Origin of the sequence: Phaeobacter sp. CAU 1743 (genome assembly GCF_039839315.1) — a bacterium.
In the GTDB taxonomy this organism is placed as follows: domain Bacteria; phylum Pseudomonadota; class Alphaproteobacteria; order Rhodobacterales; family Rhodobacteraceae; genus Phycobacter; species Phycobacter gallaeciensis_A.
This window is the reverse complement of sequence record NZ_JBDOQR010000074.1, coordinates 1-19,666: the sequence shown is the minus strand read 5'-3', so window position 1 is coordinate 19,666 and position 19,666 is coordinate 1. Positions and strand designations below refer to the sequence as shown.

At 59.7% G+C, this 19,666-nt stretch carries 23 protein-coding genes and 3 pseudogenes; 23 read left to right on the top strand and 3 right to left on the bottom strand.

Annotation, left to right across the window (positions count from 1 at the left end):
- Positions 1-152 precede the first annotated feature (152 nt).
- Both AAFO90_RS20845 and AAFO90_RS20840 read left to right on the top strand, forming a co-directional pair.
- Positions 153-1,292 carry a tyrosine-type recombinase/integrase gene (locus AAFO90_RS20845; RefSeq protein WP_232237212.1) on the top strand — a complete coding sequence of 380 codons (1,140 nt, stop codon included), beginning with the start codon at positions 153-155 and terminating at the stop codon, positions 1,290-1,292.
- A gap of 210 nt (positions 1,293-1,502) precedes the next feature.
- Positions 1,503-2,399 (top strand): recombinase family protein, encoded by an 897-nt coding sequence (locus AAFO90_RS20840; RefSeq protein WP_027263653.1) that lies wholly within the window; start codon positions 1,503-1,505, stop codon positions 2,397-2,399.
- Here the strand turns inward: AAFO90_RS20840 and AAFO90_RS20835 are convergent.
- Positions 2,383-2,778 carry a PIN domain-containing protein gene (locus tag AAFO90_RS20835; RefSeq protein WP_017467198.1) on the bottom strand — a complete coding sequence of 132 codons (396 nt, stop codon included), beginning with the start codon at positions 2,776-2,778 and terminating at the stop codon, positions 2,383-2,385. The two genes, AAFO90_RS20840 and AAFO90_RS20835, sit on opposite strands and share 17 nt — an antisense overlap.
- A complete protein-coding gene (locus AAFO90_RS20830) occupies positions 2,768-2,995 on the bottom strand; it encodes an AbrB/MazE/SpoVT family DNA-binding domain-containing protein (RefSeq protein WP_009815510.1) in 228 nt (75 codons plus the stop codon). The genes AAFO90_RS20835 and AAFO90_RS20830 overlap by 11 nt, the downstream gene beginning before the upstream one ends.
- Positions 2,996-3,308: 313 nt before the next feature.
- On the opposite strand from AAFO90_RS20830, the gene repA reads away from it, so the two are divergent.
- The 3 genes from repA (at position 3,309) to repC (ending at position 6,922) form a co-directional block, all read left to right on the top strand.
- On the top strand, positions 3,309-4,496 hold the full coding sequence (gene repA / locus AAFO90_RS20825) for a plasmid partitioning protein RepA (RefSeq protein ID WP_027263652.1): 1,188 nt from the start codon (positions 3,309-3,311) through the stop codon (positions 4,494-4,496).
- Positions 4,493-5,509: a plasmid partitioning protein RepB gene (repB, locus tag AAFO90_RS20820; RefSeq protein ID WP_347510608.1), complete on the top strand. Its 1,017-nt coding sequence runs from the start codon at positions 4,493-4,495 to the stop codon at positions 5,507-5,509. Before repA ends, repB begins: the two co-directional genes overlap by 4 nt.
- A gap of 177 nt (positions 5,510-5,686) precedes the next feature.
- On the top strand, positions 5,687-6,922 hold the full coding sequence (gene repC, locus AAFO90_RS20815) for a plasmid replication protein RepC (protein WP_347510609.1): 1,236 nt from the start codon (positions 5,687-5,689) through the stop codon (positions 6,920-6,922).
- A gap of 131 nt (positions 6,923-7,053) precedes the next feature.
- Here repC and AAFO90_RS20810 read toward each other — a convergent pair whose 3' ends face one another.
- Positions 7,054-8,256 carry a Fic family protein gene (locus tag AAFO90_RS20810; protein WP_027263649.1) on the bottom strand — a complete coding sequence of 401 codons (1,203 nt, stop codon included), beginning with the start codon at positions 8,254-8,256 and terminating at the stop codon, positions 7,054-7,056.
- Between the two features lie 14 nt (positions 8,257-8,270).
- Between AAFO90_RS20810 and AAFO90_RS20805 the strand changes: the two genes are divergently transcribed.
- The 18 genes and pseudogenes from AAFO90_RS20805 to AAFO90_RS20720 all read left to right on the top strand — a co-directional run bounded on the left by AAFO90_RS20805 (position 8,271) and on the right by AAFO90_RS20720 (position 19,167).
- Entirely contained in the window at positions 8,271-8,504 is a 234-nt protein-coding gene (locus AAFO90_RS20805; RefSeq protein WP_347510607.1) for a hypothetical protein, read from the top strand.
- 94 nt (positions 8,505-8,598) lie between these two features.
- Positions 8,599-9,630, top strand: coding sequence for an IS110 family transposase (locus AAFO90_RS20800; RefSeq protein WP_148057218.1), 1,032 nt, complete (start codon positions 8,599-8,601; stop codon positions 9,628-9,630).
- A gap of 474 nt (positions 9,631-10,104) precedes the next feature.
- Positions 10,105-10,566 (top strand): hypothetical protein, encoded by a 462-nt coding sequence (locus AAFO90_RS20795; RefSeq protein WP_347510606.1) that lies wholly within the window; start codon positions 10,105-10,107, stop codon positions 10,564-10,566.
- 40 nt (positions 10,567-10,606) lie between these two features.
- Positions 10,607-11,545, top strand: a complete 939-nt coding sequence (locus AAFO90_RS20790; RefSeq protein ID WP_347510605.1) for a zincin-like metallopeptidase domain-containing protein — start codon at positions 10,607-10,609, stop codon at positions 11,543-11,545.
- Between the two features lie 23 nt (positions 11,546-11,568).
- The gene (locus tag AAFO90_RS20785; RefSeq protein WP_347510604.1) at positions 11,569-11,841 is read left to right on the top strand and encodes a DUF6330 family protein; all 273 of its coding nucleotides are present in this window, start codon (positions 11,569-11,571) and stop codon (positions 11,839-11,841) included.
- An 87-nt stretch (positions 11,842-11,928) separates the two neighbouring features.
- Complete coding sequence (locus tag AAFO90_RS20780; RefSeq protein ID WP_347510603.1) at positions 11,929-12,318, top strand: DUF3768 domain-containing protein; 390 nt, start codon at positions 11,929-11,931, stop codon at positions 12,316-12,318.
- Positions 12,319-12,473: 155 nt separating this feature from the next.
- Positions 12,474-13,247 (top strand): annotated as a pseudogene (locus AAFO90_RS20775) (ParB/RepB/Spo0J family partition protein); the annotation flags it as partial.
- Positions 13,245-13,535: pseudogene (locus AAFO90_RS20770) on the top strand (regulator); the annotation flags it as partial. The pseudogenes AAFO90_RS20775 and AAFO90_RS20770, both read left to right, overlap by 3 nt.
- Before the next feature lie 102 nt (positions 13,536-13,637).
- Positions 13,638-14,291 (top strand): hypothetical protein, encoded by a 654-nt coding sequence (locus tag AAFO90_RS20765; RefSeq protein WP_347510602.1) that lies wholly within the window; start codon positions 13,638-13,640, stop codon positions 14,289-14,291.
- Positions 14,292-14,417: 126 nt separating this feature from the next.
- Positions 14,418-14,744 carry a type II toxin-antitoxin system PrlF family antitoxin gene (locus tag AAFO90_RS20760; RefSeq protein WP_005668772.1) on the top strand — a complete coding sequence of 109 codons (327 nt, stop codon included), beginning with the start codon at positions 14,418-14,420 and terminating at the stop codon, positions 14,742-14,744.
- The gene (locus AAFO90_RS20755; RefSeq protein WP_347510601.1) at positions 14,741-15,259 is read left to right on the top strand and encodes a type II toxin-antitoxin system YhaV family toxin; all 519 of its coding nucleotides are present in this window, start codon (positions 14,741-14,743) and stop codon (positions 15,257-15,259) included. The genes AAFO90_RS20760 and AAFO90_RS20755 overlap by 4 nt, the downstream gene beginning before the upstream one ends.
- Before the next feature lie 94 nt (positions 15,260-15,353).
- Positions 15,354-15,518 carry a hypothetical protein gene (locus AAFO90_RS20750; protein ID WP_170850626.1) on the top strand — a complete coding sequence of 55 codons (165 nt, stop codon included), beginning with the start codon at positions 15,354-15,356 and terminating at the stop codon, positions 15,516-15,518.
- A complete protein-coding gene (locus tag AAFO90_RS20745) occupies positions 15,508-15,660 on the top strand; it encodes a hypothetical protein (RefSeq protein WP_009820264.1) in 153 nt (50 codons plus the stop codon). The genes AAFO90_RS20750 and AAFO90_RS20745 overlap by 11 nt, the downstream gene beginning before the upstream one ends.
- 263 nt (positions 15,661-15,923) lie before the next feature.
- Positions 15,924-16,940, top strand: a pseudogene (locus tag AAFO90_RS20740) (strawberry notch C-terminal domain-containing protein); the annotation flags it as partial.
- A 121-nt stretch (positions 16,941-17,061) separates the two neighbouring features.
- Positions 17,062-17,448, top strand: coding sequence for a DUF6878 family protein (locus AAFO90_RS20735; protein ID WP_090525086.1), 387 nt, complete (start codon positions 17,062-17,064; stop codon positions 17,446-17,448).
- A gap of 1 nt (position 17,449) precedes the next feature.
- On the top strand, positions 17,450-17,911 hold the full coding sequence (locus AAFO90_RS20730) for a hypothetical protein (protein WP_090525089.1): 462 nt from the start codon (positions 17,450-17,452) through the stop codon (positions 17,909-17,911).
- A 100-nt stretch (positions 17,912-18,011) separates the two neighbouring features.
- Positions 18,012-18,314, top strand: coding sequence for a hypothetical protein (locus AAFO90_RS20725; RefSeq protein ID WP_090525091.1), 303 nt, complete (start codon positions 18,012-18,014; stop codon positions 18,312-18,314).
- A gap of 124 nt (positions 18,315-18,438) precedes the next feature.
- The gene (locus tag AAFO90_RS20720; protein WP_090525093.1) at positions 18,439-19,167 is read left to right on the top strand and encodes a DUF736 family protein; all 729 of its coding nucleotides are present in this window, start codon (positions 18,439-18,441) and stop codon (positions 19,165-19,167) included.
- Positions 19,168-19,666: the final 499 nt, after the last annotated feature.

Here is a 19,666-nt window from a genome sequence, read left to right as displayed (position 1 = left end):
TCGAAGGTTGGGCGGGCATATGTCATGCCACAACACTATCTTGCGGCGGCGCTTTTGGCTACCATATAGTGTAGAAACCGCCCCTCTTTGCTGAACCGTTATATGTCCAATAATCTTGCATTATCGGACGGAAAAATGATAGGCTCAAAAACATGGGTAGGCTCACAAATTGCAGCACCAAAATCGAGGGTTCGGGCGGGTCAGAGTCCGAGATTTCGAGCTCAGCACCCCATACCGCGCCGAACAGTGACGAACACGACGAGAGAACCTCTCGGGATCGAGCCTCAATCGCTCTGCCCGCTCATGTGGCCGGCTCCGGCGCGCTAGACCGGCTGATCGACACCGCGCGCGATTACGCTGAAGCCTCGACGGCCGAGAACACCAACAAGGCCTACGCGGCCGACTGGAAACACTTCACCCGCTGGTGCCGGCTGAAAGGCACGGATCCCCTGCCCCCCTCGCCCGAGATGGTCGGGCTCTATGTGGCGGACCTGGCCGCCGCGACCGGGAAGGCCCCTGCTCTCTCGGTCTCCACCATTGAGCGGCGCCTCTCCGGCGTCGCTTGGAATTACAGGCAGCGCGGGTTCACTCTTGATCGCAAGGACCGCCATGTCGCCACCGTTCTGGCCGGGATTAGGCGCAAACACGCGCGTCCGCCGGTTCAGAAGGAAGCGATCCTGCCCGAGGACATCCAGGCCATGGTGGGCACCCTTCCCTATGATCTCCGCGGGCTTCGAGACCGGGCGATCTTACTTCTGGGCTATGCTGGAGGTCTCCGTCGCTCCGAGATCGTGAGCCTTGACGTGCACAAGGATGATACACTGGGCTCCGGCGGTTGGATCGAGATTTTCGAAGATGGCGCTCTGCTGACGCTGAACGCCAAGACCGGGTGGCGCGAGGTCGAGGTTGGGCGCGGCTCAAGCGACCAGACCTGTCCTGTCCACGCACTTGAGCAATGGCTACACTTTGCGAAGATCGACTTTGGGCCGGTCTTCGTGCGCACCTCGCGGGACGGCAAACGTGCCCTCGAGGCCCGCCTCTCCGACAAGCACGTCGCTCGGCTGATCAAGGCAACCGTTCTGAAGAGCGGCGTCAGATCCGATCTGCCGGAAGCCAAAAGGCTGGCAATGTTCTCTGGACATTCCTTGCGCGCCGGGCTCGCCTCGTCGGCAGAGGTTGATGAGCGCTATGTTCAAAAGCACCTGGGACATGCGTCGGCCGAGATGACCCGGCGTTACCAGCGCAGGCGCGACAGGTTCAGGGTGAACCTGACCAAAGCCGCAGGGCTGTGAAGCTCAGGAATCTTGACGCGTTGGTGAAGCGCTAAGATGAAATTCCAGCGCTTCAGTTTCAGCTTTCTGCTTCAATTGAAATCGGGAAATAAACGCGACAGCAAGGAAACCAAGGGATTGTGTACCAGCACGACGAGAGAACACTTGCTTGCATTCGTTTACAAACGGTCGTTTATTGGAGATATCTTAAATTGCAAACGGCCGGATTTCATGCCCCTGATTGGCTATGCGCGCGTATCGACAGAGGATCAGACACCCCTGCCCCAGTCTGAGGCCCTGCAAATCGCGGGATGCGTCGAAATCTTCGAAGAACACGCCTCAGGCGGCAATCGCGCGCGGCCAGTGCTTGCGCGCGTTCTCGAACGCGTTCAGATCGGCGACACGCTGGTCGTCGTGCGGATCGACCGGCTTGCGCGGTCCTTGTCGCATCTTCTCGAGGTGATCGAGAGTCTGGAGGCGAAGGGTGCCTTCTTCCGCTCCCTGCAAGACCCGATCGACACGTCCTCACCGCAGGGCAAGTTTACGCTGCAGGTTCTGGGCGCCGCAGCCGAGTTCGAACGCGCTCTGATCCGCGAACGCACAAAGGCCGGGCTTGCCTCTGCGCGCGCCAAGGGTCGCGTTGGTGGCAATCCTGGGCTAAGCGCCAAGGATCCCGTCGCGCTGCGCAAGGTGCGGCTGGCGCGACAGGACGGCTACATGGAGCGCCTGAACGAGACCGCGCAGGATTGGGTACCCCATGTGCGCCGCTTGCGCCCCGATATGGCTTGGGAAGACGTCTTGCAGATTATCAATGGCCCCCTGCCCCATGATCGACGCTGGACGCAAAGCCGCTTGCTTCGCGCCGTAAAGGCATATGTGCGCGACGGGTTTCTGCCCGATGAAGTGCTTGGCCGCGCCGGACGCCGCGAAACCGACGATCGCCTGCCTGCCATCGTGGCGGCCATCAAAGGTTCGGACCCCGATATCACGCTACAGGCGATCTGCGACCGATTGGAATCCATGCGTGAGCGGACTCCACGGGGACGTACAAGCTGGCAACCGTCCTCCGTCAGGATGCTGTTGGAACGGGCGGAGCGACTTGGGTTGCTGGTCAGGCAAATGGATTGACGACGCGCAGCCGATCTTCGACCAGCAATCCGTCGTGCATGTCCTCAGTCCATAACGTCGTGCACCCAGCGATCAGCGCGGCAGACACGATCATCGAGTCATAGACCGATAACTGGTACTTCGCTGCCAACGCGCGACCCACTTGATGGGTTTGAATCGTGAGGTCCTCGACAGGGCATAAGGACTTAATACCCTCAAGAAACGCTCCGGTATCTTCCCAACTGAGACCAGCTTTCCGTCGGCAATTTACCATCGCTTCGTTCAGGACCTGAACGCTGATCCGGGGTCCCTGCCCCAGAATTTCCTCCGCCCTCTCAGCCTTTGGACCATCGTCGAGCAGGTAGAGCACAACATTCGTGTCTGCGAATTCAGCGCTCATGCGCGGCGTCGCGGCTTAGACGCGCGTCCTTGGGCAGTTTTCCGCGAAACCGCCTTAGCCCTTGTAGAACTTCATCGGCGCGAGGTTGGCGTCTCACAAGAATGGTTCCATCGTCCTTTACCAGGTCGACCTGATCGCCTTCCTTTAAGCCGAGTTCTCTCACAAGATCCGCGGGTAGCCGGACGGCAAGGGAGTTTCCCCATTTGGCAACTTGCATCTTGTCCTCTCATGCATGGATAAACATCCAATAATGTATATCCAGAACTGCCAAAAGGCAAGCTCTGGTGCGCTCAAAGCCATGCTGGAGCCCTCCGACAAGAGTTCTCCCCTGTCCCTTTTCGTGAGATGCGGTGCGTTACACCATGCAGCAGGAAGCCTAACAGCCTTGTGTTCGGTGACGACCCGCCCACTAGATGTGGAAAAACCTTGCGCGAATCCGACTCTTGCGCCAATAGTCACGGAAACGAGGCAAAAAACGTCAATTTCCGTGAACACGCCAAAGACGCGATGTCTCGGAAGCGAGAGGGCAGATGGATAATACCTTTGTGCATGAGGATCTCAACGCGGTGATCCGCCAGCATTCGGAATGGCTGGCGAACCAGTTGCATTCGCAACGTGAGAGCCTGTTTCCACCCGATGCCGAGAAGACCATGCGCAAATTCACCTCTGGTGAGGCTGCGGCGCTGCTCGGCGTAAACGATTCCTATCTTCGCAAACTCAACTTGGATGGCAAAGGGCCTTCTCCCGAGCTGACCGCCGGCAACCGTCGTCTTTACTCGGCGCAGGATATCCAAGCGCTGCGTGTGCTCCTTGAAAAAACCGCTCGCAAGCCGGGCGATTACGTTCCCGGACGACGAGAGGGTGATCATCTTCAGGTCATCGGCGTGATGAATTTCAAGGGCGGGTCCGGAAAAACAACAACCTCTGCCCATCTCGCCCAACGGCTTGCCCTGCGCGGATATCGTGTGCTGGGCATTGATCTTGACCCACAAGCTTCCTTCACCGCGCTGCACGGCGTTCAGCCGGAATTGGACCTCGAAGATGGCGGCACTCTCTACGATGCGATCCGCTATGAGGACCCGGAGCCGATCCGGTCGGTCATCCGCAAGACCTATATCCCCAATTTGGACTTGATCCCCGGCAACCTCGAATTGATGGAGTTCGAGCACGACACCCCGCGCGCGCTGGCGCAGGGCAATGCCGGACTTTTCTTCTTCCGCGTGAAGGAGGCGCTGGCCCAGGTCGATGAGGACTACGACGTGGTCGTCATAGATTGCCCGCCGCAGCTTGGCTTTCTGACCATGTCCGCCCTGTCCGCGGCCACGGGCGTTCTGGTGACCATCCATCCAGAGATGCTCGATGTGATGTCCATGTCGCAATTCCTCCGCATGACAGCCGACCTCATGGACGTGATTGCCGAGAGCGGCGCTGACATGTCTCATGACTGGATGCGCTATGTTTTGACCCGCTACGAGCCGCAGGATGCGCCGCAGAACCGCATCGTGGCTTTCCTGCGAACAATGTACGGCGAAGCCGTGCTGAATTCGCCCATGTTGAAGTCTACAGCCATCTCAGATGCGGGCCTGACCAAGCAGACACTTTATGAAGTGGAACGCAGCGCGTTCACGCGTTCCACCTATGATCGCGCGATTGAGAGCCTGAATACGCTAAATGACGAGATCGCCGACCTAATCCAGAAAACCTGGGGGCGCACATGACCAGTGGCAAGAAGAAGCGCATGTCAATGCTGGACAGTCTCGCGGCAGCTGGGGCCCCCTCCCCTGCCCCTCAGACAGGTGCTGTGACACCGATGATGACCTCGAATCGCGCCCTTCGGTCCGCCCGCGACGCGGTCGATTCCCATCATGTTTGGGAACTGGACCCGGCGAGCATCGAAGACGGGCGTATGGCGGACCGGCTTGACCTGGCCGATGTAATGGATTTGCGCGATGCGATTGAGGCGAACGGTCAGACTGTTCCGATCCTCGTGCGACGTGCGCCGGGTGAAGATGATCGCTACCTTTTGGTCTATGGGCGACGCAGGCTGGAGGCGATCCGTCAGTCCGATAAGGTTACCAAGGTTCGCGCGTTAGTCACCAACCTGGATGACGACAGCGCTCTGCGTGCTCAGATTTCGGAGAACATGGGTCGGCGCGATTTGTCTTTTATTGAAAAGGCCCTGTTCGCAAAGGACCTTGTGTCGTCCGGCTTCGGAAATCAATCTCAGGTTGCAGAAATTCTTACCGTCACGAAGTCGTCCATATCTATGGCGATCGCGATCGCGGACATGGTCGGGCCGGATCTGGTACGCGCCATTGGCGCCGCCCATGGCATTGGCCGACCCCGATGGGAATCCCTTGGTCGGGCCATCGACGAGAATGGTCTGGACCGCGAGGACCTTATCGGGATCGCGAAAGAGGCACGTGAAAATGCCGAGACCTCCATGGTGGTGGATGACATTGCCTCTACCAATGACCCGTCCATCCAAACGTTCCTGGCCGTAGAAAAGGCTGTGACCAAGGCGATTAAACCGGCCAAGTCGCCCTCCCCTGCCCCACCTTCCAGCGTCCCGCTGAAGATCGGCGGCAAACGCGGCGGCACGGTCAAACGCACTGCCAAGGGCCTATCGATCGAGTTGGCGGATGGAGACTTCGCCGATTGGGTCGAGACGCAAGTGCATGACATGATTGAAGACCTTCACGAACGCTGGAAGCAGCGGTCGGAAGACTGAGGAAGAGCAGAAATCAAAGAAGGAGGCACGAAAAGGCAAAAGAAAAGGTCCCGCAAAGCGACCACTCCACGAGACCCTAACTTGTTTCTAGCACCTTCAAGGTAGTGTCCGGAGCTATTTTCCGCAAGTCCAAAGTGATTCGCGGACCGGGATATTTTTGTCTTCGTGAATGACAAAATGGACTACACGCCCGTAACGCCGTTCCGGCGAACGATAGATGCTGCCATCCTGAAACATCAGGCAGCGACCCAGGAAGACCTGCCCCCAGTCGGCGCCAACAAGTGGGAGGTCCTGAGGGAGCTCGCTGCCGCTCGAGTCGCGTTCGGCTTGTCCGATCGGGATTTGACGGTGCTTCAGGCGCTGGTCAGCTTTCACCAAGCGACAATTCTCGGAGGCAATGACAGCGAATTGATTGTACATCCGTCCAACAAGGCGATTTGCGAGCGCCTGAACGGCATGCCCTGCTCGACGATGCGGCGCCACCTCTCCAACCTTGTGCAGACTGGCTTTGTTGTCCGGCGCGATAGCCCCAATGGGAAGCGCTATGCCCGCCGCTACGGCGACGAAAAGGTTGCGTTTGGGTTCGACCTCTCTCCGCTCGTTCGACGCTTCCAGGAGGTTTGTGAGGCCGCTGAGACCGTCCGGGCCGCAGAAGAGCGGTACAAGCGCCTACGTACCACTGTGAGCCTCATGCGGCGTGACCTCGCAGGGCTGGCCGAGTACGGGCGCTCACTTCGTCCGGATCAGGGCGTCTGGGACCAATTCTCTGATCTTGCGGCCCTAATGGCCCGAGATCTTCGCAGAAAACTCGAAATGGAAGACCTTAGGCGCATCGAAGACTCTTTGGGGTCAGCCTTAGATCACGCCAGAAACCTTCTGGATGGCTGTGAAACAGAAAATATGAGCACCAATGATGCTGTTTCTGAGCAGCACTATCAGAATTCAAATAAAGACTCTTATGATCTTGAACCTCGCTTAGAAAAAGCGCGGCGCGGAGGCGTTGCGCGCGATATTCCAGAAGTTGCCGATAGCCCTCTGTGTTCTGAAGATGAGGCGAACCCAACGGCAATTACTGACGATCAACTGATGCCGAATATACCGCTTGGTCTCGTCCTCGCCTCCTGTCAGGAATTCAAAGCTTATTCCGAGCAGCCTGTTCGCCACTGGCACGATCTGGTCCGTGTAGCTGATGTGGTCAGGCCCATGATGGGTATTTCCCCGTCCGCGTGGGACGAGGCGAAACGCTATATGGGTCCCGAAGAAGCGTCTGTTGTGATCGTTGCAATGCTTGAACGGTTTGCGGATATCCGATCACCTGGAGGCTACTTGAGAACCCTATCTTCAAAGGCAGCAATTGGGGAGTTCTCCTGCGGTCCGATGATCATGGCCTTGATGCGGCGGGATGCTGCATGATGAGTTCACAGCTGTGAACTCGGCTGACAAGTAGGATAGCTCGGGATAGTTCACAGCTGTGAACTTCTTTCCAACACGGTCAGAGGCAGCGCTCGCGGACTTGGCCAGAAACAGGGTGCTTCGGTTGCCAGTCACACGGGCATGTCACCGTCTCCAAAGAGGTTTGGAAAGAGCCGCTCTCGATAATCCAACGGAAACGCCAACCGAACCGGCGTCTTCGGCGAGACGGACGTCATGTATCCGGCGGCGGTCAGTTTACTCAGCGTGTTGCGAGCAGTACGCTCGGACGTCTTGAGCACAATCTGCGCATCGCCTCGTTCCAGTGCCCCATGACGAAGAACCGCCGAGATTAGTTCCGGCGCTCGCTTGTCATCGATGGTATCTGCAACAAGACGACGATACCGTTGGTCCAATCCGCCGAGATCGAACAATCTTGCTGAGAAGCTGATCTGGTCGAGCGTCACCTTTAGGAACCATTCACTAAACGTCTTCAGTGCCGCTTCTGACAGGTTCCCCCGTCCGTCGCGGTCTCCGCGGCGTGGACTGTCGGCCAGATCCATCATCCGTTTGTACTCGCCCCGATCGGTTAGCCCGCGGGCCAGCCCACGTGATACGGACCAGAGCCCTTGGCCACCAATCCCCGCTGTGAGGGCCATGGCATGAGACATCAGTCTGCTGACACGGCCGTTACCATCCGGGAAAGGGTGGATGTAGTTGAGCCGGTGATGCGCAGAGGCGATCGCAATGATCCGTCCGCTCGAAGACCGCGCCGCAATCTGAAATCGTTTGTCGAAGTGGTCCATGAATGCCGCGACGCGCGACGATGAAGGAGGTAGGTGGCGCCCGACCGCAACTTCCCGATCATCATCCTGGCGCATGCGTCCCGGAACGATGGGCTCTTGTGTGCCGTCGGGATGTTCGATGACCCGAAACTCATTCGGCATCTCGTCGTAGAAGCTCTTATGGACCCAAGTCAGGAATTCGACGGATGTGGGGCGGGGCAGGGTGCCCTTGCGATGCATCTCGTCGATGGCCCGTTGAACGATGACGTGCGCCCGGGCCTCAAGGGCGAGGGGACGGGTTTCTTCCTCCAGCTCGGCACCAGCCAGCGCCCTTTCGATATCGCGGGGGCGCGTGTTGTGTCCTTCGATCAGGTTGGAGTAATAGCAGTTCATCACACGGACGAGATCGGCAAGCTCAGCTGCGCTGTCAGGATGCAACCCTTGTCCCAGCCCGGTGGCTTCCCTCTGGATGTCGACCGAAAGGTCTGCCAGTTCTGTAGGAATATGCTCCTCGAAGAAGCAGGGTTCGATCCTGGCGGGTGTTTCCAGCATTTTGCCGATCTTCCATGTTTGCAAAGTATCTGAAAAATAAACACATTTCGTACTTTCAAGCAAGGTTTTGCCGATATGCGTTGCCGATCTTGCCTGCCGATCTGGAATTGCTGCATGAAATCAATGGCTTCGGCAGAAGGGCCGGGCTTTTCGGTTTTGTTGTGTGCCCAAAGGGGCCGGAAAAAGAGAAAGATGCCGTAATGGGGCTTTCGGCGAATCGAGCACGTTTCGCTTGTTTGTCAGCATGATCTGAAGTGCCGTTGCCCTTGATGCGCCTGCAGCGCGTCTACGAGGTCGTATGTTTCCATGCGCCTCAATTCCTAAGAATAGAAGGGCAACGACATGAATGTATTTATCGGATTGGATGTATCTCTGGCAAGCACGGCGATTTGTGTGCTGGGGCCGCAAGGGAAGGTTGTTGAGGAGTTGGAGGCAGCCAGCGAGCCTGAAGCGCTGGTGCGTGCGATGGCGTCATTGCCGTACGCGGTCGACGCGATCGGGCTCGAAGCCGGACCACTGTCCCAATGGCTGAGCAAGGGCATCGAAGAGGCCGGATTTGACGTGGTCTTGATGGAAACGCGATTGGTGAAGGCCGCCTTGAAAGCCATGCCTATCAAGACCGATAGGCGCGATGCCCAGGGAATTGCTCGATTGTTGCAAATGGGTTGGTACAGGCCCGTGCACCGCAAATCCGTGTCCTCCCAGGAAATTCGCGCGTTGCTGTCGGCGCGCAAGTCTATTCAGCAGGCGATCATCAACATCGAACTCTCGATGAGGGGAGTGCTCAGGAACTTCGGCCTGAAGCTTGGGCATGTCACCCGGGTAAGGTACGAGGCCCGGGTGAGGGAGCTGGTTGCCGACAATGACATCTTGTCCGCCTCGGCGTTGGCCCTTCTGCGGGCTCGGGGGCAGCTGAGGACAGAGCTGGCCAGCCTGGATGAAAAGGTCGTGGGGTTGGCGGAACATGACGATGTTTGCCGTCTCATGATGACAATGCCCGGTGTTGGCCCAATTGTTGCTTTGACCGTAAGATCCGCGATTGATGACCCGGCCCGCTTCGCGAAATCAAGGGATATCGGTCCTTGGGTCGGGCTGACGCCGAGGCGCACTCAATCCGGAGAGATGGACATTGTCGGGCAGATTACACGAGCGGGTGATCGAGGATTGCGATCGGCGTTGTATCAGGCCGCGACGATCTTGATGCACCGCGCAGCACCGAACTGGTTGCAGGCCTGGGCACTCAGAGTGGCGCACAGGCGTGGATCGAAACGGGCCCTGATTGCGCTCGCGCGCCGAATTGGCGTCATTTTGCATCGCATGTGGATGGACGGTTCGCCGTTTCGCTTCACGCTGAACCCGGGCCCGACGGCCTAAGCGACACGCATCAAGGATTTTTCGTAACGGAGGCATGAACTGCAACTGACAACAGGTACGCAGAGGTCCCTTTTCGGGACGAGGTTCCTGGAGATGCCGTAAGGACACTGGCTATCAACACCTGTTGAATGCGCGTGAAAGATGGGCACCCAGGACCAGATTTGAACCAGGCATAGAGTGGCAGCTTTGAGGCTGACTACGGACGGAAGAGCGAAGCCCGGGCAGGGGGAGCCCTCGGTCCTGAAGTGCCGTTGCAGTGAAAAAGAAAAAGTAAGCTTTTGATTTTGTGTTTTAAACCCGGTGAAGAAAGAAATGTTCGCCGGAATTCTTGGCTTGCCGGAAACCCTTGACAATGATCCGCCCCATTACGGAAGTGTCCTTCGGGTTTTGTGACTGACGGATGAGGGCCTTTGGGGTCCCTCAGATGGGTCCGGGCCGGATTCTGGTCTGTCTTTCCTGATGAAGGGCATTCCGATGCAAACAGGTGTCTTGCGCGCGACCGCTGCCTCCTGGTGGCGACACAAGGAACTACGCCGAACCGGCCAGACGGGGCAGGCACAACGGCTCGAACGAAAGACCGTCCTGCGTGATCTCGGCTATCTCAGGCAGGCGGCGACATTGCCGGATGCGCATGTGATCTGCGGAGAGGGCGGCACGTTCATCCATCTCGGATGGACCATCGTGTCGACCCTCGCGCCGATCGAGCGCTTTCCCTTGGCCGCTCTTATGGTCGCACGGGGGACGCCGTTCATCGATATCCGACCCGTCACCGATGTCATCGCCTTCGCGAACTTGCCGCGGGTGGCGCGGGACGGATCGATCGACCCTGAACCTTGCCGTCCCGGCAGGTCCGTCTCGCTGACCATCTATCTAGAGCTGGTCGAACAGCTTGGCGCAAGAATCATCAACGATCCGCGGTCCCATCAGTCAGCCTGATCACTATTCCCTCTCACCAAAACTCGAAAGGAGGCCAGCCATGGCCCGATCCCGCACGCCCAAATTCGATGCCTCCGAGGTCATCACAAACGAAATCATCCGCATCATCGAGCGCGGCGTCCTGCCGTGGCGCAAGCCCTGGACCGCAGGTGGCAGCTCTCGCCCCCTGCGCGTGGGCGGTGAACCCTACCAGGGAGTGAACAACTTCCTGCTGACGATGCGGACCGTGATGGCTGGCCACAGCTCGCCTTTCTGGATGACACTGCCGCAAGCCAATGCCTTGGACGCAAAGGTTCGCAAGGGCGAGAAGTCCTCTGTCGTCGTCTATTACGGCCAAAGCCGTAAAGACTCAGGCGGCGAGGATGACCAGGGGGATAGCGATGATCGCTCCGAGGAGGCCCGCATCTTCCGCTTCCAGAAATCCTATCGCGTGTTCAATGCCTGCCAGATCGAGGGTCTGCCCGACAGTTTCTACCCCGACCCGGAGCCCGTGCCCGAGCATCCGCCGTCCGAGCCCATCCCGCACATGCAGGCGTTCTTCGATGCCATCGACATCACAACCGTCTTCACGGGCACGGAGGCGTACTATTTGCCCCCCGTGGACAAGGTTTACATGCCGCCCATCACGCGGTTCCAGGACCCGCGCAATTTCTACGGGGTCTGGGCGCATGAGCTGGCCCATGCCACGAAAGCCCCCCATCGACTGAACCGTGATTTTGGTCTCTCGAAGTTCGGCAACACCTCTTACGCACGCGAGGAGGTCGTTGCGGAATTGACCTCGGTGTTCCTGGGGCAGACGCTCGGCTTCACGGCGCATACGCTCGAGATGAATGCCGCCTACCTCCACAACTGGTTGCGCGTTCTTCGGTCTGACAAGGGTGCGATCTTCAAGCACGCCGCGGACGCGCAGCGGGCCTGCGACTATCTGATCGCCAGATCGGAGGCAGGCAGGGCAGGGCGCAGCGCCGAGGCCGCCTGACAGCACGAAGAACGGAGACGTCCATGTCACGCAAGGAACCCAAGACGCAGAGGGTGGCCGGGCTCCGCCCGTTCTTGCCTCAAACTGTCCCCCGGACAGTTTGCCGCTTCGCGGACCGGCGCGAACTCAACGACGGCCGCCGCAAGATCATCACCTTCAAACGCGGAGCTTATTGGTGGAGCCCGTCCGAGGGCGCTTATCCGCTCCCGGCAGCGCTCGAGAGCATCAAAGAACAAGGCGGCTGGATCGAAACCATCCCCAACCCGAACTACAGAGCCAGAGGGCTGTTCGGGTAAGGCGCCTTCGGCCTCGATTCATCCGCCAAGCGGAAAAGAAAAAGCGGGCTTCGGGAAGGGTGTTTCAACGTCTCAAAGGAGATCCCCATGTCCATGACCGTTCAACCCCAGCCAGACCGTCCGGATCCGAGCGTGATCGCGGCACAGAACGACGCGTTTCGCAAGCTCGCGTGCCTTGGGGTGCCGACCGCGCAGCCCATCCAGGGCCGGATGCATGTCACCCGCTCGCTTATGGAGGCCAGCGACGGCTTCATGGCCGAGGCGGTGAAGGCCACCGGTGAGTTTGCAACATTCGAGCCTGAGAATGATCCCGAGGGATGGCATGATTTCGGGGCGGTCGAGATCCGGAGCGAGACCGTGTTCTGGAAAATCGATCTCTATGAGGCGGGTTCGGACTTCCGCTACGGGGCTGAGACCCCGGACAATCCCGCCACCACCATGCGCGTGCTCACCATCATGCTGGCGCGCGACTGGTAGGGCAGGGGACACCCCCTGCTGAAACCCCAGGCGATGAAGGCCCACTGACCCCTCAAAGGCAAAGCGGGCCTTCTGTCGTCGCGATCCCCGAAGCCGGGGATTGGTCACGCGTTTGAATGCGCGGGCCGCACCATAACTACCGAGAAGGACATCCCATGACCGCAAGCTTCAAACCCGTATCCGTCGCTATCGGCGATCTGACTGCCCACCCCGCCAATGTGCGCAGCAACTCCCCGGAAACTTATGACCCCGAGAACATCGCGCATCTGAAGGCCAGCATCGCTGTGCTGGGCCTGCTCCAGCCGCTCCTCGTCCAGAAGCTTGACGGCAAATATGCTGTCCTCGCCGGTGGCCGACGCCATGCCGCGCTGAAGGAGCTGATCGCCGACAAGGCCACCAAGGGGTTCACAGCGAAGACCAAGGTGGACTGCCGCCTCGTGCCGGAAGATTGCGATGTCACCACGGCGTTGTCTCTTGCCGAGAACGTCACCCAGGCGCCAATGAACGCCATTGACGAGTTCGAGGCTTTCGCCCGGATGATGGAGGTCGACGGCCAGACGCCCGAGACGATCGCAAAGACCTTCGGCACCACGGTGGCAGCCGTGAAAGGCCGGTTGCGCTATGGCCTGATCCACCCCGACATCCGCACCGCGGCCCGGGCCAAGGTGATCACGCTCGACACGATGAAGGCCTTCGCCGAGCACCCGAGCCAGGAGGCGCAGCGCGAGGTCTTCGAGGCGCTCACGAAAGACGGCGGCTATCTGCAGGCCTATACCGTCCGTCAGGCCCTCAAATCCCGCGGCGTGCAGGTCAGCGATGATATCGGGGCTTTCGTGCGTGAAGACTACGAGGCGCGCGGCGGCGCCGTCGCAGCCGACCTGCTGGATGAGCATTCCGTGCTTGAGGATGCGGCGCTGGTCGAGACCATCCTCGACGATGTGCAGGTGCTCATCGACCGGGGGCGGGGTGCCATCCGGCTCGCCATCGATGGCCACAGCATCCGCGTCTTCGTGCGCCGGGCCTCGGATTATCTCATCGGCGGGACCTACGAGGTGCCGTCAGGCCTCGGCGGCACCTTCCGGGTAATCCTCAAGGATGCCTGCGACACCTTCGCGATCGTGCAGAACTGCGGCAATTGCGAGGATTTCGACGCCATGCAGCCCTACCGCGTGCCGCTCGATGCGCTGATGGAGATCGATGACCGGAGGGTGGCTTAACGCGCCCTTTCTCAAACAAGCATCGCCAATACCCTGCCAGGCCTGCGGCCCTCTCGGGACATTGGCGACAACAATTTCCCCAATTAGAGAAAGGACTCTGAGATGGGATGGCTCTTCTACACCGACGGCCGCGTCCAGACCTACGCGGACGAAAAAGCGGAGATTGGCCGGCTCTGCACGTTCGAGGGCGACACGCGAAAAACCGAACTGGTCAAGGCCTGCAAGGTCGGCTCCACCTGGTATGCGGCGGCAAGGGTCACCAATCTCGACGGCACCGCTGTCGAAGACACGACCTATGTGACCGATGCGGATGGCTCCATCACGTTCGGGGCTGTCTTCCTCACCCGAAACGATGACGGCAGCTGGGGCTACAAGGACATGGAGGAAAGTGCTGGCCCGAACGAATCTCGTGCTCCGCTTGGGCTGATCGAGCTTCTCTCCAACCTGAAAGACCCGGACAGCTACGCCCAGGACTGGCGTCAGCGCTGCCGGGACTGGGCTTCGATCCCGGACTACGAGGAAGGCGACAAGATCAGGCTCGCCACCCCTGTGACGCTCACCGATGGCAGTACATGCCAAATCGTCACCGCGACGCACTACAAGCGGGGGCGGCAAAAACGCCGCTGCTACCGCATCGAGGAAACCGGCGGGCTCGTACGCCTGTCGAAGGCCTCGCTTGCGGACTCGGAGCTGCTCAGCTCCGCGAAAGGTGCGGCTAGCCCGGTGCTGGCGGAGTATCTCGCGGGGCGAGATTAGGTCCTGCGCCGGACGGTTCATCGGCCTGCCCGGCGACAGCAGATGCTGCGGCTTGTCTTGACAAGGCAATGCAAATGCATTACCTATCGCAGGCAGCAAAGACCCCCTTTCTTTCAGGAGACTGCCATGACAGCCCTCGCACAAGATGTCTCGAAACTCACGGATCGGTATCAGACGACCGTGCCGGCGGGTGTGCGCAAGCAGCTCAAGCTGGGCAAGGGCGACCAGATTCGTTACTGTACCGAGCCGAGTGGCAGGGTCTATATCGAGCCCGTGCGCAGCGACGAGGAAGATCCCGTGCTCGGAGCTTTTCTCGATTTTGTCGAGGCCGATATCAAGGCGCATCCGGACCGCATTCGGGCGTTCGATGGGGCTTTGCATGACCGTCTTGCAGCACTGGTCGGAGACGTTGACGTCGATCTCGATGCGCCGCTATCGCTCGAGGATGAATGAGCGGCGATAGCGTGCCCGCCCAAGCGCCCCTTGTCGTAAACGGATGGTCGATTTATGCGCATCCGCTCTTTCTGGACCAGCTTGAAGGGCTGACCCTCGAGGTCGAGGCGCATAAGGCACGCGATCCCAAGACCTGGCGCAAGAAAAATTCCACGAAACGGCTGGCCGCCATCTTCAAGCTGGTCACCGAGGCCATACCGGCAGATCCGGGTGCCGCCGCCTTCCGGCAAGGCGGCACACTCGGCGATCACCGCAAGCACTGGTTCCGGGCGAAATTCTTCCAGCAGTATCGGCTGTTCTATCGGTTCAATAGCGATGCGAAGGTCATTGTGGTGGCCTGGGTGAACGACGACAAGACCCTGCGCGCCTATGGCAGCAAGACGGATGCCTATGCGACGTTCAAAGGGATGCTGGAAGACGGCAACCCACCTGACAATTTCGACGCGCTCTTGAAAGAAGCAGCGGCGGCGGACAAGCGGTTCGAAACTTCCCTTGAAGCGGTGCCCGATCGGTAAGTGGGCCAGCTTGCTGTGACCCTTTGGCATTATCGTTTACGACGCCCCGCTGGAAGATGTAGCATCGGCTGATAATACGGTCGGGGAAAGCACAATGATTGAGGCGGAAAAGGATAGGCAGCACCTCGGGTTAGAGGAGCAATGCGCGCCTGACCTGACGGGGCACCGTTTCCCAATTGCTGTGCACGTTGCAGACATGCCCGATGACCTCGGCAAGCTGCTGGATATCGGGCTCGAGGAGCATTTCCGTGGCGGCTGATGTCAATTCGTATGACGCGTGGTTTCGCGCGAAGGTGCAGGCCGCGCTGGAGGAGGAATGCACGGGAACATCTCAAGTTCAGGTGATGCAGGCCGCACAGGCATTGATTGATGCGAAACGGGAGGTCGAACCCAAGTCCTGACCAAGCCTTGGAGGTCAGCGCGGTCTGACCCCCGTCACCCTGAAAAGCGAAAGCGGGCTTTTTGTCCTTTGGAACTCAGACCCTGATCCAAAGGAAAATCCCCATGTCCAAACCCAGAACGGCCAACCCGGCTCTCGCAATCTCCGAAGCCGATCTCGCCTCTGAGCTAGCGCTTATCGGCGCGGAGGTCGACAACCAGCCCCTGCGCAGTTCAGCGCTCGCGCGTATCATGCGCGAGACGTTCCATGGCAGCGATGCCGGCGGTGATCGACAAGGACGGGGTGCTCCTTGAAGAGCTTCCTCCGATCCAGCGGTTTCTCAACCGGGTTCTGGCCCTTCCCATCCACATGCAGAACGCGCTCTTTGCCGAGTTCATGCGCCGGATCGCTGATCAGTCTGAGCGGGCGCGCGCGGCCGGCACGCTCGATCTCGGCGTGGAAACCCTGCGTGGCGAAAAGATCGAACAGGTCTCCACAGAGGATCTCTGGACCTGTCCGAAATCCGGCGCCGTGACGCGGATCATCGGGCTCGAGGTGACGGACCCGGTCCACGTCCTTGGGGCCGAAGAGGCCATATCGCGCAATCCGGACAAGCTGCCGATGGTTAATCGCGCCTCCGGTCGCGCGGCGCTCATCTCGGCGCGCCCCATGCAGATGTATGACGAGGATATCGTGACGCTGATGCGCAAGGCAGTGCGGCCCAACGGGTCAAGCTATCTGGAGGAGACGCGGTTCGAGTCCTCGGCCTGGGAAGACATCAGAAGGCCTGAGTTTGCAGGGCTTTGGGATGCTGAGGCCGCGTCCTTGCCAAAAACCACCACGACCAAGCTCTACCTGCTCACTGGGCTGCTGCTGCCGATCTGGAAGGATATTCCGACCACCAATGAGCGCATCTACAGGGTCACGCCCGACGGGGCGACCGCCATGATCGGGCGCACGCTGAGCGAAGAAGGGGCGGCCGCGCTGCGCGCCCGCTTCCTCGTCTCCAATCCGCAAACGCCGCAGGAGATGCTGACCGCCGCCCTCGGCACCACCGCACCTGTCGATCTGGGCCGGGGTCTCACCCTGACCCGTCGCCGGGTCGCAGGCGAGATGCGCCTTGAGCTGGGCGGTGCGGATCGGGGCATGATTGATGGCCTCAAGGCCCTCGGCTGCTTCACCGAGATCATCGCCTTCCAGTTGCGGGTGTTTCTGCCGCATGGGGACGGTGTCGACACGGTCAGCATTCTGGCCCGGATCGTGGGGCAGGGGCCTGCCATCACGGCAGAACAAGCCGCCTGAAAAGTCAAAGCGAGCTTCCGGTCGGGCGGCGTGGATGGGATTTGGCCGATCTGCGCTTTCCGGGCGCGCGCTGACCAATGCCAGGCCCGGCCCCCCCAAATTCAGATAAGAGGACAGACCCATGACCAATCCCCAGATCGACTATGCCGCAATGGCGGCTCAGTGGCGTGCAGAGCGCGAAACCACCTTGAAGGCATCCAGAGTGGAGCTGCTCGCGCAACTACGTGCGCTTGGCATCAGCGAGGTCGCTGTCGAATACGAAGGCTATGGCGACTCCGGCAATGTCGAGGATGTGACGGTGCAGCCTGCAGAGGTCCAACTGCCGGAGCCGCTTGCCACAGAGGTTGGCGACTTCGCCTGGTCGCTCGCCTATCACCATCACCCGGGGTTCGAAAACAACGAGGGCGGCTACGGCACGCTGACCTGGGACATCACCGCCGACAGTGTCACCTTGGATCATGCCGACCGCTATGTCGAATGCTCGCACAGCTATGACGAGGGGCTGTGAGATGGCCCATCCGCTTCATCATGCCGAAAGCTCTGCCCGGAAATTCGGCGGGGTGCCGTCCGACTATCAAGCCGTCCACGACTGGTTCGACGCTTCCAAAGAGCACCTCGCGCTCTTCACGCACAGAGCCATGCGTCACCATGCGCAAGGCCTTTTTGAGGCCGAACGGGTTTTTGGCCTGACACTGACCAATAGTGCGGGCCGCGACATCCCCGTGCGCTGGATCGGCGAGCAGCATATCCGTGAAGACTGCCAGGGCCGCATCCCGAGCATGGCGGACTGGCTGCGACGGATACAGCCTGAGCCATGGATGGCCAATGGCCACATCGACCGGCATTCCGGCGATGAGCCCTGCGGCGACCCAAGGGTTGCCTGGGCCTCCGAGGTCGCCGCCGGACGAACGGTTCTTGGCCTGAAAGATTGGATGGCGGCGCGCGCGACGCGGGCCACGCAAAGCGCCTGACAGCTCTCGGCCGTTTGCCAAACGAATACTGTATGGAAGCCCGGTTGGAAGATCGGGCTTCTTGCGTCGTTTCCCCACCATTCTTCTTGAGGAGGATCGCATGACACTCAATGATATCAAGGCGGCCGTCGATGCGGGCCAGACCGTGCATTGGGCCAATACCGGCTACGTCGTCCACAAGGACCGGCTCGGTCAGTACCTCATCACCTATGTGCCGAATGGTAGCTGCATCGGTCTGACCGACCGGGGCGGGCACCGGTTGAACGGAAAAGAAACGGAGTTTTTCGTCGCGCAATCGAAGGACGCCGCAGAAAATCCGGGCAACCAATCAAGACCAGACGGGCAGGGGAGGGGCGTAGCACCCGGAGGCGCGGGGGCATTCCCACTCGGACGGCAGCTTTGACCCGTGGGCGGGGCTGAAAGGAAAGCAGGCTTTCTGATTTGTGATCCCTCAAGGGGTCGAGAAAGCAATCCCGGATGCGTTGGCAAAAACGTCAGGCACCGGCCAATCCAAAAGGAACCATCCCATGTTCGCAGGAACCCTCACCCGCAACGTCGAGACCGCAGCCGCTCAGTACACCGGCATGATCCATTCGACACGTTTCGATATCGCCATCCAGCTTGAAAACCGCCCGAAGATGTCCGAACGCAGCCCGGATTTTGACGTAACGGCAGTCAACAAATCAGGCCGCAAGGTGCGCATCGGCACGGCCTGGAACGAGACCGGCAATACCAGCGGAAACCCTTACATCTCGATGCAGATCGATGTCGGCTTGGGCCCGTTCCGGGTCAATGCGGTGCAGACGAAAGAGGCGCGCGCGGCCCAGAGCGGCGAATTCGAGATCATCCCGCTGGTCTCGAACGGCCTGATGAAATCCGGCTCGATCTCGGGCGAGCTCACCGCTATGGACGCCGACAACGCCTTCACCGGCTACATCGCCAACATGATGTTCGATCTGGAATTCATGCTGATCGAGAACAGCTATAAATCCGAGGAGACTCACCCCGATTACCGGATCGAGGTCAGCTCGCCCCGGGGCACACCGATCCGCGTCGGCTCGGCCTGGATGGCGAAAAGCAGCCGCACGGGCAATGACTACCTGTCGCTGCTGATCAACACGCCCGATGGCGACCTGCGCGTGAACGCCGTGCAGAACGAAGAACAGCGCGGTGGGCAGACCTTCTCGATCATCCCGTTCATCGACAGCGGTGAGCAGCCGCAGGATGCAGGCACGGGGCTGTCGTTGGTCGCCTAATCGGCGCGCGAGATAAAACGATACGAACCGAAAGGGGAGCCGTGGGACCACGGTTCCCCTTTTTCCATGTCTGGCGGTACGACGCACACATCTGCTTGCGATCTGCTGAATATGATATACGATAATATATTATTGAGAGGACGAGGGTAGGCACATGGTGGCGAGACTGGGAAAAGCTCCGTGGTTCGAGAGCTTTGATGTAGACGCCGAGGTTGAAGAGCTTCTTGCTCATATCGTGCGTTGCACCGGATTTGCGCTGCCTGAACGACAGCGTGATGTCATCATGACCCATGCAAGGTCGAAGCTCGACAGGACAAGGCAGGCATATCTGGACGCCAAGGCAGGGGTCTGCTCCGGCTCAGTGCTAAATCCTACGTTCTCATGAGCGTTTTCATGTTTCCTGACACTATGAGACTACCCCGCTGACACGGGATGGTCAAAGATGTAGCCTGTACAGGCGCTGGAGACGGTAGGCCGAACCGATGGTTATCATGCTCTC

What these genes read in the sequence shown, in the direction of transcription:
- AAFO90_RS20780 (WP_347510603.1), top strand. Translation starts at nt 11,929, where the DNA reads ATGTCCATGACCGTTCAACCCCAGCCAGACCGTCCGGATCCGAGCGTG.
- repC (WP_347510609.1), top strand. Translation starts at nt 5,687, where the DNA reads ATGGACTACACGCCCGTAACGCCGTTCCGGCGAACGATAGATGCTGCC.
- AAFO90_RS20830 (WP_009815510.1), bottom strand. Translation starts at nt 2,995, where the DNA reads ATGCAAGTTGCCAAATGGGGAAACTCCCTTGCCGTCCGGCTACCCGCG.
- AAFO90_RS20785 (WP_347510604.1), top strand. Translation starts at nt 11,569, where the DNA reads ATGTCACGCAAGGAACCCAAGACGCAGAGGGTGGCCGGGCTCCGCCCG.
- AAFO90_RS20840 (WP_027263653.1), top strand. Translation starts at nt 1,503, where the DNA reads ATGCCCCTGATTGGCTATGCGCGCGTATCGACAGAGGATCAGACACCC.
- AAFO90_RS20750 (WP_170850626.1), top strand. Translation starts at nt 15,354, where the DNA reads ATGATTGAGGCGGAAAAGGATAGGCAGCACCTCGGGTTAGAGGAGCAA.
- AAFO90_RS20795 (WP_347510606.1), top strand. Translation starts at nt 10,105, where the DNA reads ATGCAAACAGGTGTCTTGCGCGCGACCGCTGCCTCCTGGTGGCGACAC.
- repB (WP_347510608.1), top strand. Translation starts at nt 4,493, where the DNA reads ATGACCAGTGGCAAGAAGAAGCGCATGTCAATGCTGGACAGTCTCGCG.
- AAFO90_RS20810 (WP_027263649.1), bottom strand. Translation starts at nt 8,256, where the DNA reads ATGCTGGAAACACCCGCCAGGATCGAACCCTGCTTCTTCGAGGAGCAT.
- AAFO90_RS20835 (WP_017467198.1), bottom strand. Translation starts at nt 2,778, where the DNA reads ATGAGCGCTGAATTCGCAGACACGAATGTTGTGCTCTACCTGCTCGAC.
- AAFO90_RS20730 (WP_090525089.1), top strand. Translation starts at nt 17,450, where the DNA reads ATGGCCCATCCGCTTCATCATGCCGAAAGCTCTGCCCGGAAATTCGGC.
- AAFO90_RS20760 (WP_005668772.1), top strand. Translation starts at nt 14,418, where the DNA reads ATGACAGCCCTCGCACAAGATGTCTCGAAACTCACGGATCGGTATCAG.
- repA (WP_027263652.1), top strand. Translation starts at nt 3,309, where the DNA reads ATGGATAATACCTTTGTGCATGAGGATCTCAACGCGGTGATCCGCCAG.
- AAFO90_RS20800 (WP_148057218.1), top strand. Translation starts at nt 8,599, where the DNA reads ATGAATGTATTTATCGGATTGGATGTATCTCTGGCAAGCACGGCGATT.
- AAFO90_RS20720 (WP_090525093.1), top strand. Translation starts at nt 18,439, where the DNA reads ATGTTCGCAGGAACCCTCACCCGCAACGTCGAGACCGCAGCCGCTCAG.
- AAFO90_RS20845 (WP_232237212.1), top strand. Translation starts at nt 153, where the DNA reads ATGGGTAGGCTCACAAATTGCAGCACCAAAATCGAGGGTTCGGGCGGG.
- AAFO90_RS20805 (WP_347510607.1), top strand. Translation starts at nt 8,271, where the DNA reads ATGTTTGCAAAGTATCTGAAAAATAAACACATTTCGTACTTTCAAGCA.
- AAFO90_RS20735 (WP_090525086.1), top strand. Translation starts at nt 17,062, where the DNA reads ATGACCAATCCCCAGATCGACTATGCCGCAATGGCGGCTCAGTGGCGT.
- AAFO90_RS20725 (WP_090525091.1), top strand. Translation starts at nt 18,012, where the DNA reads ATGACACTCAATGATATCAAGGCGGCCGTCGATGCGGGCCAGACCGTG.
- AAFO90_RS20755 (WP_347510601.1), top strand. Translation starts at nt 14,741, where the DNA reads ATGAGCGGCGATAGCGTGCCCGCCCAAGCGCCCCTTGTCGTAAACGGA.
- AAFO90_RS20790 (WP_347510605.1), top strand. Translation starts at nt 10,607, where the DNA reads ATGGCCCGATCCCGCACGCCCAAATTCGATGCCTCCGAGGTCATCACA.
- AAFO90_RS20765 (WP_347510602.1), top strand. Translation starts at nt 13,638, where the DNA reads ATGGGATGGCTCTTCTACACCGACGGCCGCGTCCAGACCTACGCGGAC.